Source organism: Pedobacter sp. 05T44 (assembly GCF_056395985.1).
In genome coordinates, this window is record NZ_JBFTKO010000017.1 from 51,863 (window position 1) to 65,073 (window position 13,211).

The window sequence follows — 13,211 nt, forward strand, 5'->3', positions numbered from 1 at the left end:
CCGGATCGGGCCAGACCTTAATCCGGATGTGTCGTTTTATTTACGTCCAATTTTACTGTTGCAATGTCTAAATTTTTATATGGAATTGATTTCGGCACAACCAATTCAGCCCTATCAATTTTTGATGAAGAGAAAAAGGAAATCATAAAAACAATTATTGTTCCTTCAATACTCTATTTCCAAAGCGAGCAAAGTACTACAGAGCCCTTAAAATATGTGGTGGGCGACCAGGCTATAGCTCAATACATAAAGGATGGAATGAAAGGGAGATTCATGAAATCTATAAAACGTATTCTTCCAAGAAGCAGTTTTATAGAAACCAGAATTCATAACAAAAAATTTAACGCCTCAGACCTTGTTACCCTGATATTAAAGGAATTAAAGGACAAAGCCGATGAGGTTATTGGTTATGATTGTAAAAAGGCCATTATCGGTCGCCCTGTCTTTTTTGACGATGACAATACCACAAAAGATGCACTTGCACAAAAAAGACTTAACAAAGCAGCAGAAAACGCCGGTTTTGAAGAAGTAAGATTCCAGTTTGAACCCATAGGTGCTGCTTTTGCATATGAAAAGACAATATCTAAAAAGGAAAAAGTACTTGTAGCGGATTTAGGTGGTGGAACAACTGATTTTACCTATCTGGAGCTTGACCCGGCGAAGGTTGGTAGTAAAGATAGAAGAAAGGATATAATTGCAACTGGGGGTATTTATATTGGGGGCGACAGCTTTGATTCTGCATTTATGTGGGACAAAGGAACACCTCATTTTGGAAAACACACGCTATACGAAGCTGCACCAGGAAAAATGCTTACAGTCCCGGTTTCTTTATTTGCGAATATATGCTCCTGGGAACAAATGAACTTTTTTAATGGAATTAAGATTAAAAATGATCTTCAAAACTATTATCATTACTCTAAGCAGGATAKAAAATTCAAAAATCTGATTACACTTACCGACAATAATCTAGGATATTCTCTTTTTCAATCAGTTGAAAAAACAAAAGTGGAATTATCGTCACTTCCTGTTTCGCAGTTTCAGTATTCAAAAATGGATATTGAAATTAACGATGAAGTATCCATTGATCAGTATAATGGCATTATTCAAAAAGATGTTAAAAAGATAAGTGCTTACTTAGATGATTTTCTATTAAATCATCAGATCGCTGTAAATGATATCGATAGCCTTTTCCTTACTGGAGGTACATCTATGGTTGCTGCAATCAAGGACCTCTTTAAAACAAAATTCCCAAATACACCAGTGCATTCGGGAGATAATTTTATTAGTGTAGCTAAAGGACTTGCCTATAGCGGATATTTATTTGAGGAATGATAAGTTAAACTTATCATTCCAACTATTACGAACGTTGTCTTATCGCTTCGTACAGGATAATACCTGCAGAAACAGATACGTTTAATGAACTGATTTCGCCAAGCATTGGGATTTTAGCCAGGTGGTTGGCCATTCTCATAATTTCGTTCGAAATACCTTCATCCTCTGCTCCCATAACGATGGCTGTTGGGGCTGTATAATCCGGAGCGTATATTAAATCATTGGTCTTTTCAGTACAAGCAACAATCTGTAAACCGCATTCCTGTAAAAACAATGCCGTTTTTTGAAGATTTGGATGTCTGCATACCGGTATACTAAACAAAGCTCCTGCCGAAGTCTTAATGGCATCAGCGTTGATCTGTGCAGAATTTTTAGTAGGCACAATTATAGCATGTACTCCTGCACAGGCAGCAGTTCTGGCTATTGCACCCATATTTCTTACATCCGTAATTCCATCAAGAATCAAAACTAAAGGTGTTTCTCCCTTTTCGTAAACTAATGGGATGATATCTTCAATTTTTTGAAAGGTAATGGATGAAATTACAGCAATTACTCCCTGATGATTCTTTTGGGTCATCCGGTTCAATTTCTCTACCGGAACATTATGCACCGGCGCATCAACCTCCTTTAACAGCTGTTTTAACTCCAAGATAATTTCGCCAGTTAAACTACGTTGTATGTAAATACTCTCTATATCTTTACCAGCCTTAATAGCCTCTATTACTGCACGTATACCAAATACGAACTCATTATTTTCTTTAGGTCTGGCAGACCTTCTTGAGTTTTCCATTTCCTTTAAATTGAAGCGCAAAAATAGCTCAAAAATTGCGATTAATTTAACCTAATTTTTAAGTGCGAGTGTTTTGCTTATCAACATCTTGCTGTTAGGAAATTGTTCGAATTCACGAAAGTCATGTTAAGACGAATGAATTTAAGTTGTGGGAATGTTCATAAAGATTTTAAGAAGAGACCTAATTTTTGTCTATTTTTGTATTCATGAGCAGCGATAACGGAACACAAGGACAAGACAAGGCAAACTTTACAGCGCGGAAAAATAGATTAAGTAATTCTATGACCACGATGGGAAAGATCCCGCCTCAGGCAATTGACCTTGAAGAAGCTGTCCTTGGTGCATTAATGCTCGAAAAAGATGCCCTATCTACCGTAATTGACATTCTAAAACCCGAAGTATTTTATCATGAAGGGCATAAAAAAATCTTTGAAGCAATTCAGGGGCTTTTTCAGAAATCCAAACCAGTAGATATTTTAACCGTTACCTCTGAATTGAGAACGCTCGGACAATTAGAAATGATTGGGGGCGCTTATTATATCACTAACCTGACAAATAGAGTAGCTTCAGCAGCGAACATAGAATTCCATGCCCGTATCATTTCCCAAAAATATATTCAGCGGGAATTGATCAGGATCTCTTCAGAGATTATTCAGAATGCGTACGAGGACACCACAGATATATTCGATTTGCTGGATCATGCAGAAAAGAACTTATTTGATATTGCTCAGAACAATTTAAGAAGAGATACACAAAAGATGGATGAGATTGTAAAACAATCTTTAGCCACCTTAGAAGCGCTTCGTGGTAAAAGCGATGGGTTAACAGGTGTTCCATCCGGCTTTACTGATCTTGATCGTATTACAGGTGGATGGCAACCTTCAGATTTAGTAATCATTGCAGCTCGTCCGGCGATGGGTAAAACAGCATTCGTTCTAACCTGTGCACGTAATGCAGCTGTAGAATTTAAAAGACCCGTTGTAGTGTTCTCATTAGAGATGTCGTCTGTTCAATTGGTAAATCGTTTGATTTCAGGAGAAACCGAGATTGAGCAGGAAAAAATCAGAAAAGGAAATCTGGCAGAATGGGAATGGCAACAGCTACATAGTAAAATAGGAACCTTAACAGAGGCTCCACTATTAATAGACGATACCCCTGCCCTTAACATCTTTGAATTCAGAGCAAAATGCAGAAGGCTTAAATCTCAATATGACCTGCAATTAATCATCATCGATTATTTGCAGTTGATGCATGGTAAGGGAGAAGGACAAAGCGGCGGTGGTAACAGGGAGCAGGAAATTGGTAGTATATCAAGAGCGCTTAAATCTGTTGCCAAAGAACTAAATGTACCTGTACTTGCACTATCGCAGTTAAGTCGTGCCGTAGAGAGCAGACCTGGTGTTAACGGAAAACGACCAATGCTATCGGATTTACGTGAATCTGGATCTATCGAGCAGGATGCGGATATGGTACTATTCTTATACAGACCAGAATATTATGGTATTACCGAAGATGAGCAGGGACGCTCCCAAGCTGGTATTGGTGAGGTAATTATTGCAAAACACCGTAACGGTGAAACCGGAATTGTACCGCTACGCTTTATTGGTAAGTATGTGAAATTTGCGGATTTGGAAGAAAGCTTCTCTGCACCTACTTCATTCTCTATGGACAGTCCTGGTGCAGGTATGCATCCTTCGCAAGATTTTGACAGACCCACCGGAAATGTAATCATTAAACCATCGCGCATGGATGACATGCATGATGAAGATGCTCCGTTCTAATCAGCCAATGGAGCTATAAAAAGTAGCCTAACAATATACCACCCAAAACAATAAAAGGCGGGCTTATTTTAGTGAAATTCAGAATAAGAAATGTTACTATTAAAACCGTTATTGCTGTAAAGTCCATACCAATTGGCTTTACAAGGAGAATAAATGCAGCAATAATAAAACCCACGCTTACAGCATTTATCCCGGATAACGAATATTTAATACGTGCTATCTTTTTAAGATCTTCCCAAAAGGGAACAATAAATAACACCAAAATCAATCCAGGCAAATTGATACCTAAAACGGCTACTATCCCTCCCGTTATCTGGCCAGTTACTCCATAACCAAAGTTTCTCATACTTAGTGCGCCAACATAGCTTGTAAATGAGAATGTAGGACCCGGTAAGGCTTGTTGCAATGCAAAGCCAGATAGAAACCCTGAAKAATGAAGGTAATGCTTCATTTGCACAAATTCAGTAAACATAAGTGGGACCAGCACTTGTCCACCACCAAAAATAAAGATACCATTGCGGTAAAAGTTCTCGAACAACCTGATAGGCAAGCTAAAAGGCGAAGTACGGTTAATAATGGCCCCTAATAAGGCCAGAAATAATAATACCCCTACAAAATAGATCAGTTTTTTGGGATTTATATTTGAGAATAGCTTTACTCGAATCTCACTTTCCTCTTTTGGAGCATCTAAAGCAGATGAAATCATACCTCCTATTAAAATTGCAATAGGAAATACATAGGCATTCCTCAATACAAGGGTAGAAATTATAGCTGAAATAGCCAGAAATACAGACAACTGCGAAACCAGCACCCTTCTTGAAAGATTATATGCCCCAAAAGCAACAATACCCAAAGCTATCGGTTGTATATATTCCAATATCTCTACAAACTTTTCTTTGTGATCAACCTTTGCATAGCTAATGGCTGCAAAAGTCATAACAGCAGCAGAGGGAAAAATCCAGATTAAAAATGTTATTAAAGAAAGTTTTAACCCTCCTACTTTATATGCAATGCCAACAAGCGTTTGAGTTGATGCGGGTCCTGGCAATACCTGCGCCAAGGCATTCAGCTCCAGCAATTCTTCTTCTGTGATGTATTTGGCATCCTTTACAAAATACTTAAGCAATAAAGCCAGATGCGCTTGCGCACCCCCAAAAGCAGTAAACGTGAACAGCATCACATTTCTGATAAACAAAAGTTGCTTCTTACTGCTCAATCTGTTAGTAATTAATCATCTTCATAATCTAAACCTGCTGCAGAATTATACGCGCCTTGTAACTCAGAAAAAGCATGCATATCCCTTTTATTTTTGGCTGCAAGCATACCTTTTTGATATATTTTTATTCCCTCTTCAGTTTTCCCCGTTTTTTCATACAACTTTCCAAGATGATAATAAGTCCCAACATAATCAGGATGCTCAGCAACTAGTTTCAGATAGTATTCAAATGCTTTTTCAAAGTCATTTGCTGAATTATATTCTGTTGCAAGGGCATACAAAACGAAAGGATCATTAGGTTCGCTCTCTAAAAAGTTTAATAGTTTGGTTAATCGGGTACTTTGCATTTTTAATCCCTGCTTTTTTAATTAGATTTGCAAAAAGACAATTTAAGCTAAAACAGCTTCATTACCTTTAAAACAAATTTATACATATGAAAATATTAGTTTGTATCAGTAATGTGCCCGACACAACAACAAAAATAACTTTTACTAACGATAATACACAATTCAATACCGCAGGTGTACAATTTATTGTTAACCCTTATGATGAGATTGCCTTATCAAGAGCTATTGAACTTTGTGAGGGTGGTAAAGGAACGGTAACCGTAATAAATGTTGGAGAAAGCCAGACAGAACCGACCATAAGAAAAGCACTTGCTATTGGCGCTGATGACGCAGTCAGAATTAACGCTACTCCGAGAGACGCTTATTTTACAGCTTATCAGATAGCAGAATACGCTAAAACTACTGAATTTGATATGATCCTTTGCGGTCGCGAATCTATAGACTATAATGGGTCTCAGGTTGCTGCAATGATTGGCGAATTCCTTGACATCCCGTCTATCTCTATCATTAAAAAATTAGATTACGATGGAACAACTGMAACAATTGACCGCGAAATTGAAGGTGGTAAAGAAGTTGTTTCTGTAACTGGCAGGTTTATTGCAAGTTGTGCAGAAGGAACTGCAGAACCTAAAATACCTAACATGAGAGGAATTATGTCTGCTAGAACTAAACCTCTTGTAGTTGTTGAAGCTAAAGAAATTGAGCAGGTTGCTAAAGTGCAGCAATTTGAAACCCCTCCTCCACGTGGTGCAGTTAAGCTGGTTCCTGCTGAAGAGACCGCTAAATTAATCGACTTATTACATCAGGAGGCTAAAGTTATCTAACTGAAGTTCTATTTCAGAGTTTAAAAATTATTTAATAAAGATCGTATGTCAGTTTTAGTATATGTAGAACAAGTAGATGGCAAATTTAAGAAATCTGTTTTCGAGGCAGTATCTTATGCAAAAGCCATTGCAGATAAACAAGGTGGCGGTTTAACCGCTATATCTATTGGTAATGTTGATGAAAGTGAACTTAAAGCATTAGGTAAATACGGAGCTTCTAAAGTTTTAAATGTTTCTAATGATCAGCTCAAGAATTTCGTAAATCAGGCATATGCCTCAATTATTGCTGAAGCAGCAAAAAAAGAAAATGCAGACGTAGTTGTGTTGTCAAACTCTTTCTCAGGAAAAGGCCTGGCTCCTCGTGTGGCTGTTAAACTTAAAGCCGGATTAGTAGATGGGGCTGTAGAACTACCTCAATTAGACGGTGGTAAGTTTCTTGTAAAAAAGACTGCTTTCTCAGGTAAAGCTTTTGCAATTACAGAATTAACTTCAGCGGTTAAAATTATAGCTTTAAATCCAAATGCGTTTGGCGTTAAAGAATCAGCAGTTGATGCAGCCGTTGAGGCATTTAATCCGGAAGTTAAAGCAACTGATCTTACTGCTATCGTTAAAGAAATAGTAAGAGCAACCAATAAGGTTTCCTTACCTGATGCAGAACTTGTTGTATCGGCGGGAAGAGGGTTAAAAGGTCCTGAAAACTGGGGTATGATTGAAGAACTAGCTGATCTTCTTGGTGCAGCAACTGCTTGTTCTAAACCGGTTTCTGATGCTGACTGGAGACCTCACTCTGAACACGTTGGTCAGACAGGTATCGCCATCAGTCCGAACTTATATATTGCAATAGGTATTTCAGGTGCAATACAGCATTTGGCCGGTGTTAGTTCATCTAAAGTTATTGTTGTAATTAACAAAGACCCTGAGGCACCTTTCTTTAAAGTAGCCGACTACGGAATTGTTGGCGACGCATTTGAAGTTGTCCCAAAATTAATAGAAGCATTAAAAGCACATAAAGGTTAATTAAATATCCGGCAAGGGCAATCTGCATTTGCCGGATATTATTTAATATGAAAAAAGTAAAACTCGATATTGTTGGTTTATCCTATAGCCAAACCCAATCAGGAGCATATGCCCTGGTTCTTGGCGAAGTAAACGGAAGAAGACGTTTGCCTATAATTATTGGCGCCTTTGAGGCACAGGCTATTGCCATAGAAATTGAAAAAATGACGCCAAGCAGGCCATTAACTCATGACCTGTTCAAAACATTTGCCCAAACTTATAACATTGAAATACAGGAAGTTTTGATTTATAACTTGGTAGAAGGTGTCTTTTTTGCAAAATTGATCTGTACCGATGGTGAAACCACTCATGAAATAGATGCCCGGACTTCAGACGCGATAGCTTTGGCTGTTCGTTTTAATGCCGCTATCTATACCTATGAATTCATTTTATCTTCAGCAGGAATTGTAATTGAGGGAAATGATTTCCTATTTCTTGAAAATATAGATAGCATTCCAAAAGAACAGGGCTCAGAAGATATCAGCACTTCAATTCCAGGCACTAACTACAAAGCTTTGAGTATGGAAGAACTCCAGCAAAAACTTCAGGATGCGATTACTGAAGAAGCTTATGAGAAGGCTGCCAGAATTCGTGATGAAATAAATAAAAGAAATTCAGCTTAACAATTTTAAAATAGTTCTATATTCAGCCATTACTTTAAAAAACCAACTAAACTATTATTTATGAATGTTAAGTTTCGCTTAACTCTAATGAATTTTTTACAATTCTTTATATGGGGTTCCTGGCTCATTACTATCGGAGTTTATTGGTTTCAAAATAAAAGATGGTCTGGCTCAGAGTTTGGAGCAATCTTCTCTACCATGGGTATTTCGGCTATTTTTATGCCCGCTCTTATGGGTATCATTTCCGATCGTTTTATTAATGCAGAGAAACTATACGGAATTTTACACATCCTTGGAGCAGTTAGCCTTTTCTCTTTGCCTCTTGTAGACAATCCCACTACCTTTTTCTGGGTTATATTAGTAAACATGTTCTTTTACATGCCAACGCTATCTTTGTCTATTACAGTAGCTTATTCAGCATTAAAAAGTGCTCAGAAAGATGTTGTAAAAGATTATCCACCTATCAGGATTTGGGGAACTATTGGATTTATTGCCGCTTTATGGGTTGTAAGTCTTTCAGGAAACGAGGCATCCTCTAATCAATTTTATATTGCTTCGGCTGTTTCACTGGCTTTAGGTATTTATGCCTTTACATTACCTAAATGCCCTCCCCTTGCGAACAGAATTGATTCGAAGTCATTTGTTGATGCGCTGGGTTTAAGGGCATTTACATTATTTAAGCAAAAGAAATTTGCGGTATTTTTCTTTTTCTCTATGTTTTTAGGGGCAGCTCTACAGCTTACAAATGCCTACGGCGATACCTATTTGCACGACTTTAAAAATATCCCGGAGTACGAAAACCTACTTGCTGTTAAATACCCTGCAATTATAATGTCCATTTCCCAGATATCTGAAACACTATTTATTCTTGCAATACCTTTCTTCTTAAGGAAATTTGGAATTAAGTATGTGATGTTGCTAAGTATGCTTGCATGGGTGCTAAGATTTGGTCTTTTCGCTTTTGCTGATCCGGCAGGAGGTTTATGGATGATCATCCTATCTTGTATTGTTTACGGTATGGCTTTCGACTTTTTCAATATCTCGGGTTCCTTATTTATGGAAACTCAAATTGATGCCTCAATAAGAGGCAGCGCACAGGGTTTATTCATGATGATGGTAAACGGTTTTGGAGCACTTTTTGGAAGTTTCACAAGCGGGTTAATTATTGATAAGTTTTTTACTTATGCCGACCATAGTAAGGATTGGCAGGGAATCTGGATTACTTTTGCATCATATGCCTTAGTACTTGCTGTTATTTTTCCTTTTATTTTCAAGTATAAACATAACCGTGCAGAGGAATCAGCTATAAAAGCAATGAGCCACTAAGTCAATTGTTTTAGGATTTTTTAGTAACCGTTTTTAATAGATTTATGTCGACTGGTAAATATAGAAAAGAACATAATTGCCTGAATTGCGGGCAGAATGTAGAAAAACATTATTGCAGTAATTGTGGACAGGCTAACCTGGAGCTTAAAGAAAATTTCTGGCAGTTCATAAGTCACAGTATAGCTCATTATTTCCACTTCGACAATAAGTTTTTTCAAACTTTATCACCCTTACTTACAAAACCGGGAGAAGTTACACTGGATTATTTAGCTGGTAAAAGGGCCAGATATATCAATCCGGTTAGTATGTATATCTTTGTTTCTATTGTTTATTTCATTGTAGTTCCAAATAAATTGGAACACAAAGCCGAAGCAGTAGAGTTTCATTCTTCTGCAAGTAAGGATTCAGCAAAATCAAAAACAGAAGCACTAAAAAAAACCCTGGAGGATGGAGATTTTGAGGATGATTCTTTTATTGGAAAATCGGCAACATATGTGCAAAGAAAGCTCGACTTAGCCGAATTTAAATCACTTAGTTTCTCAGATCAGGAAAAGAAAATTACTGAACTTAAACATATAGTAGATAGTTTAAAGACCAATGAATACGACGATGTGTTAGAGTCTTATGAGAAATCACACATTATTAAACAAGACAGTACTTATAGTTCATACTTGCTAAGACAGCAAAAGCTAAATGAAGCAGATCGTGATTCATGGATCGATAGAATTTTTAAGAAACGTGAAATTGCTATAAACCAAAAATCGGCATCAGGTAATTGGTCCGTAAAAGAAGAACTTGAACATTACAGGCCAAAACAATACTTCCTATTGATGCCTTTACTAGCTTTATTTATTATGTGGAATTTCAGAAGAAACCACATCTATTATCTAGATCACCTTATATTTACTATACACGGAACAACTGCTTTTTTTATTACCCAAATAGTTACAGTTCCTTTGAGGAGGGATTTATTCGGTACGGGATCCTCAATAAGTGATCTCATCAAGTGGGCAGTAATTATTGGGATTATCTGGTATCTCTATAAAGCTTTAACTGTATTCTACCAGCGTTCCAGAAAGGTGACCATTAAGAAAATGATAACACTCTGCTTCTTGTATATGATGGCAGCTTTCATTTCTGAATGGGTAATTGAGCGATTCATATATTACTTTGTATAAATAAAAAAGCCTTAGCTGAACAGCTAAGGCTTTTTTATTTAAGATATATGTTTAATCTATTTTCTTTTTTCTATAGCAACAAATTCTCTATTTGTATGACCTACATATATTTGACGTGGACGGCCAATAGGCTCTTTATTTTCGTGCATTTCTTTCCACTGAGCAATCCATCCTGGTAAACGGCCCAAAGCAAAAAGAACTGTAAACATATCCGTTGGGAAACCAAGTGCTCTGTAAATTATACCTGAATAGAAATCAACATTAGGATAAAGCTTACGCTCAACGAAGTACGGATCACTTAATGCTGCTTCTTCTAGTTTCTTAGCAATTTCTAAAACAGGATCATCAATACCTAATTTCTCTAAAATATCGTCACATGCCTTTTTAATGATTTTAGCTCTTGGATCAAAGTTTTTGTAAACCCTATGTCCAAAACCCATCATACGGAAAGGATCATTCTTATCTTTTGCTTTGTTGATCCATTTTTCGGTATCTCCACCATCTTCTTTAATACGCTCCAGCATCTCAATTACAGCTTGGTTAGCTCCACCATGTAATGGCCCCCATAGGGCATCAATACCTGCAGATACCGAAGCATATAAATTACAATCAGAAGAACCTACCATTCTTACAGTTGATGCAGAACAATTTTGCTCATGATCAGCATGAAGAATAAGCAATGTGTTCATTGCACTGACTACTACAGGGTCTATTTCTATTTCTTCGGTGCGTTGCCCAAAGATCATGTTTAAGAAATTACTAACGTAATCGAACTTATTTTTAGGATAAATAAGTGGGTGACCTAATGATTTTTTATAAATGAAAGATACAATTGTAGGAAATTTAGCCAACAACTTAATCATTGTTAAATCCATCGTTTCTGCTGATGAATTTGCATTTAACGATTMAGGATAAAATGTTGATAATGAACAAACCAATGAAGATAATTGCGCCATTGGATGAGATTTTGAAGGGTATCCATCGAGGAACTTCTTCATATCTTCATGAATTAGCGTATGTCTGCTAATTTGAGCCTGAAAATCGTTCAGTTCGTTTTGTTTAGGTAAATCTCCATATATAAGTAAATATGCTACCTCAAGAAATGTTGACTTTTCCGCTAATTCTTCAATTGGATAACCACGATATTTTAGAACTCCCTTTTCACCATCAAGAAAAGTGATGGCACTTTTTGTTGACCCAGTGTTTTTATAGCCAAAATCTAAAGTAATATGACCTGTTAAGTCTCTAAGTTTGGAAATATCTATGGCCTTCTCTCCTTCGGAACCTGTTATAACTGGGAATTCGTATATCTTCCCATCAATCTTAATTTCTGCAATATCTKACATATATATATCTTAAATTTATAATAAACAAAACTAACTAATCCTTTTCTATTAGCATTAAATCAACTATAACAAAGCTGTTAAATAATTATTAAATGTGGGTCAAAATCAAGTAAGATTAACAACTACTTACTGGGTTTGATCTCTTCCAAAACTGCGCCGCAATCCATCATTTCATCTCCATAATAAGGGTTCTGAATCTGTTTTTCGGAAGCCAGCCAATCCCCGCCCTCTCCTTTATTGGCCATAGGGCAATGTTGAACATAAATAGAGCCTTTTTTCAAATCTGCGTGTTTAAACATCGCAATTACATCTGAGCTCAAATAAGTAAATTCTTTTCTTTGCGAGGCTATGTCTTTGGCCGAAGCTATTTTTTCTGCAATTATAGCCGTATTCTCACAACCTGGAAAATTAGTAAGGCTGGTCTTTAATTGTGTTGCAGCTTTTTGGGCATCTTCAAACTTTGATTCTACTAAAGCATCTTTTAAATAGATATAACCATCATAAATATTTTGAACTTTACTATCGGTTAATTCAACAACAGCAGTAGTAGCTACCTTACTTTCAGATATATTATCTGTTGAGGCTTGCGTATTTGTTTTATCTGTATTTGTACAAGACAGAGCCATTAAAAGCACTCCGGCCGCAAGATATTTTTTCATACTTTATCTATATTTTTATGAATCTATGAATCTATTGTAGCTCTAAAATAGCAAAATCATGCTTGTACAGGCCTAAAATAGCTCCATTGCATTGTTTTTTGGTTAAAATACCTATTTTATATTTAAATAACTAAAAAAGCCCCTGAAAAATTCAGAGGCTTTAAATAAATATTCAATTTCAGCATTATAACTTGAACCCGTAAGCTACACGTAAAGCTACTTGTCCTAAATTTCCTCCTCCTTTTGAAAGTCCTTCATATTTCACTCCCAAATCCAAACCATTGCTCCATGAATAACCTAATGCAGGTGAATAAAGAAACGAAGTTCCTGAACCATTGGTAACTCCGAAAGCAGCTCCCAGTTCACCTAAACCGTAAAGACCTGAACCTGTTTCATCAAAGAATATTTTCACACCAGCTTTTAGTGGAATATAACCAAAATCAGGCACATCAACTCCTGCCACTTCTTTTCCAAGAAAATGAGTATAACCTGTAGTTACAGGAATAGATATTTGTTTCGATACGTCAAACTGAAGTCTGGCATCAGCCCCTAAAGCAAAACTATAACCATCGTTCGTTGGAACACCCAGGTTCACTCCAATACCTAGTTTTTGAGCACTGGCATTAGTGGTAAAAAATAACGCCACTGCAGCTACTGCAGTCGCAAAGAATTTTGTAGAATTTTTCATTTGATCGTTTATTTAAATTTAATGCATAGTTTTTTTGCTATACAC

General features: G+C 36.7%; 13 protein-coding genes. 7 read left to right on the plus strand and 6 right to left on the minus strand.

Annotated features, from left to right (window positions below):
* Positions 1-63 precede the first annotated feature (63 nt).
* Entirely contained in the window at positions 64-1,332 is a 1,269-nt protein-coding gene (locus AC1DDK_RS21435; RefSeq protein WP_477634037.1) for an Hsp70 family protein, read from the plus strand.
* Between the two features lie 25 nt (positions 1,333-1,357).
* On the opposite strand, the gene rlmB is transcribed toward AC1DDK_RS21435, so the two are convergent.
* The gene (gene rlmB / locus AC1DDK_RS21440; RefSeq protein ID WP_172663181.1) at positions 1,358-2,122 is read right to left on the minus strand and encodes a 23S rRNA (guanosine(2251)-2'-O)-methyltransferase RlmB; all 765 of its coding nucleotides are present in this window, start codon (positions 2,120-2,122) and stop codon (positions 1,358-1,360) included.
* A gap of 206 nt (positions 2,123-2,328) precedes the next feature.
* Here rlmB and dnaB point away from each other — a divergent pair, with 206 nt between their 5' ends.
* A complete protein-coding gene (gene dnaB, locus AC1DDK_RS21445; RefSeq protein WP_172663182.1) occupies positions 2,329-3,903 on the plus strand; it encodes a replicative DNA helicase in 1,575 nt (524 codons plus the stop codon).
* Positions 3,904-3,916: 13 nt separating this feature from the next.
* Here dnaB and chrA read toward each other — a convergent pair whose 3' ends face one another.
* Both chrA and AC1DDK_RS21455 read right to left on the minus strand, forming a co-directional pair.
* Positions 3,917-5,080 (minus strand): chromate efflux transporter, encoded by a 1,164-nt coding sequence (chrA, locus tag AC1DDK_RS21450; RefSeq protein ID WP_477634048.1) that lies wholly within the window; start codon positions 5,078-5,080, stop codon positions 3,917-3,919.
* A 50-nt stretch (positions 5,081-5,130) separates the two neighbouring features.
* Positions 5,131-5,466, minus strand: a complete 336-nt coding sequence (locus AC1DDK_RS21455; RefSeq protein ID WP_172663183.1) for a tetratricopeptide repeat protein — start codon at positions 5,464-5,466, stop codon at positions 5,131-5,133.
* A gap of 86 nt (positions 5,467-5,552) precedes the next feature.
* Here AC1DDK_RS21455 and AC1DDK_RS21460 point away from each other — a divergent pair, with 86 nt between their 5' ends.
* From AC1DDK_RS21460 to AC1DDK_RS21480, 5 genes are read left to right on the plus strand one after another with little or no spacing between them, the layout of a single operon-like run.
* Positions 5,553-6,290 carry an electron transfer flavoprotein subunit beta/FixA family protein gene (locus AC1DDK_RS21460; RefSeq protein WP_477634038.1) on the plus strand — a complete coding sequence of 246 codons (738 nt, stop codon included), beginning with the start codon at positions 5,553-5,555 and terminating at the stop codon, positions 6,288-6,290.
* Positions 6,291-6,335: 45 nt separating this feature from the next.
* Positions 6,336-7,307: an electron transfer flavoprotein subunit alpha/FixB family protein gene (locus tag AC1DDK_RS21465; protein WP_172663185.1), complete on the plus strand. Its 972-nt coding sequence runs from the start codon at positions 6,336-6,338 to the stop codon at positions 7,305-7,307.
* 47 nt (positions 7,308-7,354) lie between these two features.
* A complete protein-coding gene (locus tag AC1DDK_RS21470; protein ID WP_172663186.1) occupies positions 7,355-7,969 on the plus strand; it encodes a bifunctional nuclease family protein in 615 nt (204 codons plus the stop codon).
* Between the two features lie 60 nt (positions 7,970-8,029).
* The gene (locus AC1DDK_RS21475; RefSeq protein WP_172663187.1) at positions 8,030-9,295 is read left to right on the plus strand and encodes a nucleoside permease; all 1,266 of its coding nucleotides are present in this window, start codon (positions 8,030-8,032) and stop codon (positions 9,293-9,295) included.
* 44 nt (positions 9,296-9,339) lie between these two features.
* Positions 9,340-10,473: a DUF3667 domain-containing protein gene (locus AC1DDK_RS21480; protein ID WP_172663188.1), complete on the plus strand. Its 1,134-nt coding sequence runs from the start codon at positions 9,340-9,342 to the stop codon at positions 10,471-10,473.
* A 56-nt stretch (positions 10,474-10,529) separates the two neighbouring features.
* On the opposite strand, the gene AC1DDK_RS21485 is transcribed toward AC1DDK_RS21480, so the two are convergent.
* The 3 genes from AC1DDK_RS21485 to AC1DDK_RS21495 all read right to left on the minus strand — a co-directional run bounded on the left by AC1DDK_RS21485 (position 10,530) and on the right by AC1DDK_RS21495 (position 13,166).
* The gene (locus tag AC1DDK_RS21485; protein ID WP_477634039.1) at positions 10,530-11,819 is read right to left on the minus strand and encodes a citrate synthase; all 1,290 of its coding nucleotides are present in this window, start codon (positions 11,817-11,819) and stop codon (positions 10,530-10,532) included.
* A 122-nt stretch (positions 11,820-11,941) separates the two neighbouring features.
* Positions 11,942-12,478 carry a DUF3347 domain-containing protein gene (locus AC1DDK_RS21490; RefSeq protein WP_288883320.1) on the minus strand — a complete coding sequence of 179 codons (537 nt, stop codon included), beginning with the start codon at positions 12,476-12,478 and terminating at the stop codon, positions 11,942-11,944.
* 184 nt (positions 12,479-12,662) lie between these two features.
* On the minus strand, positions 12,663-13,166 hold the full coding sequence (locus AC1DDK_RS21495; RefSeq protein ID WP_172663191.1) for a hypothetical protein: 504 nt from the start codon (positions 13,164-13,166) through the stop codon (positions 12,663-12,665).
* Between the last annotated feature and the right edge of the window lie 45 nt (positions 13,167-13,211).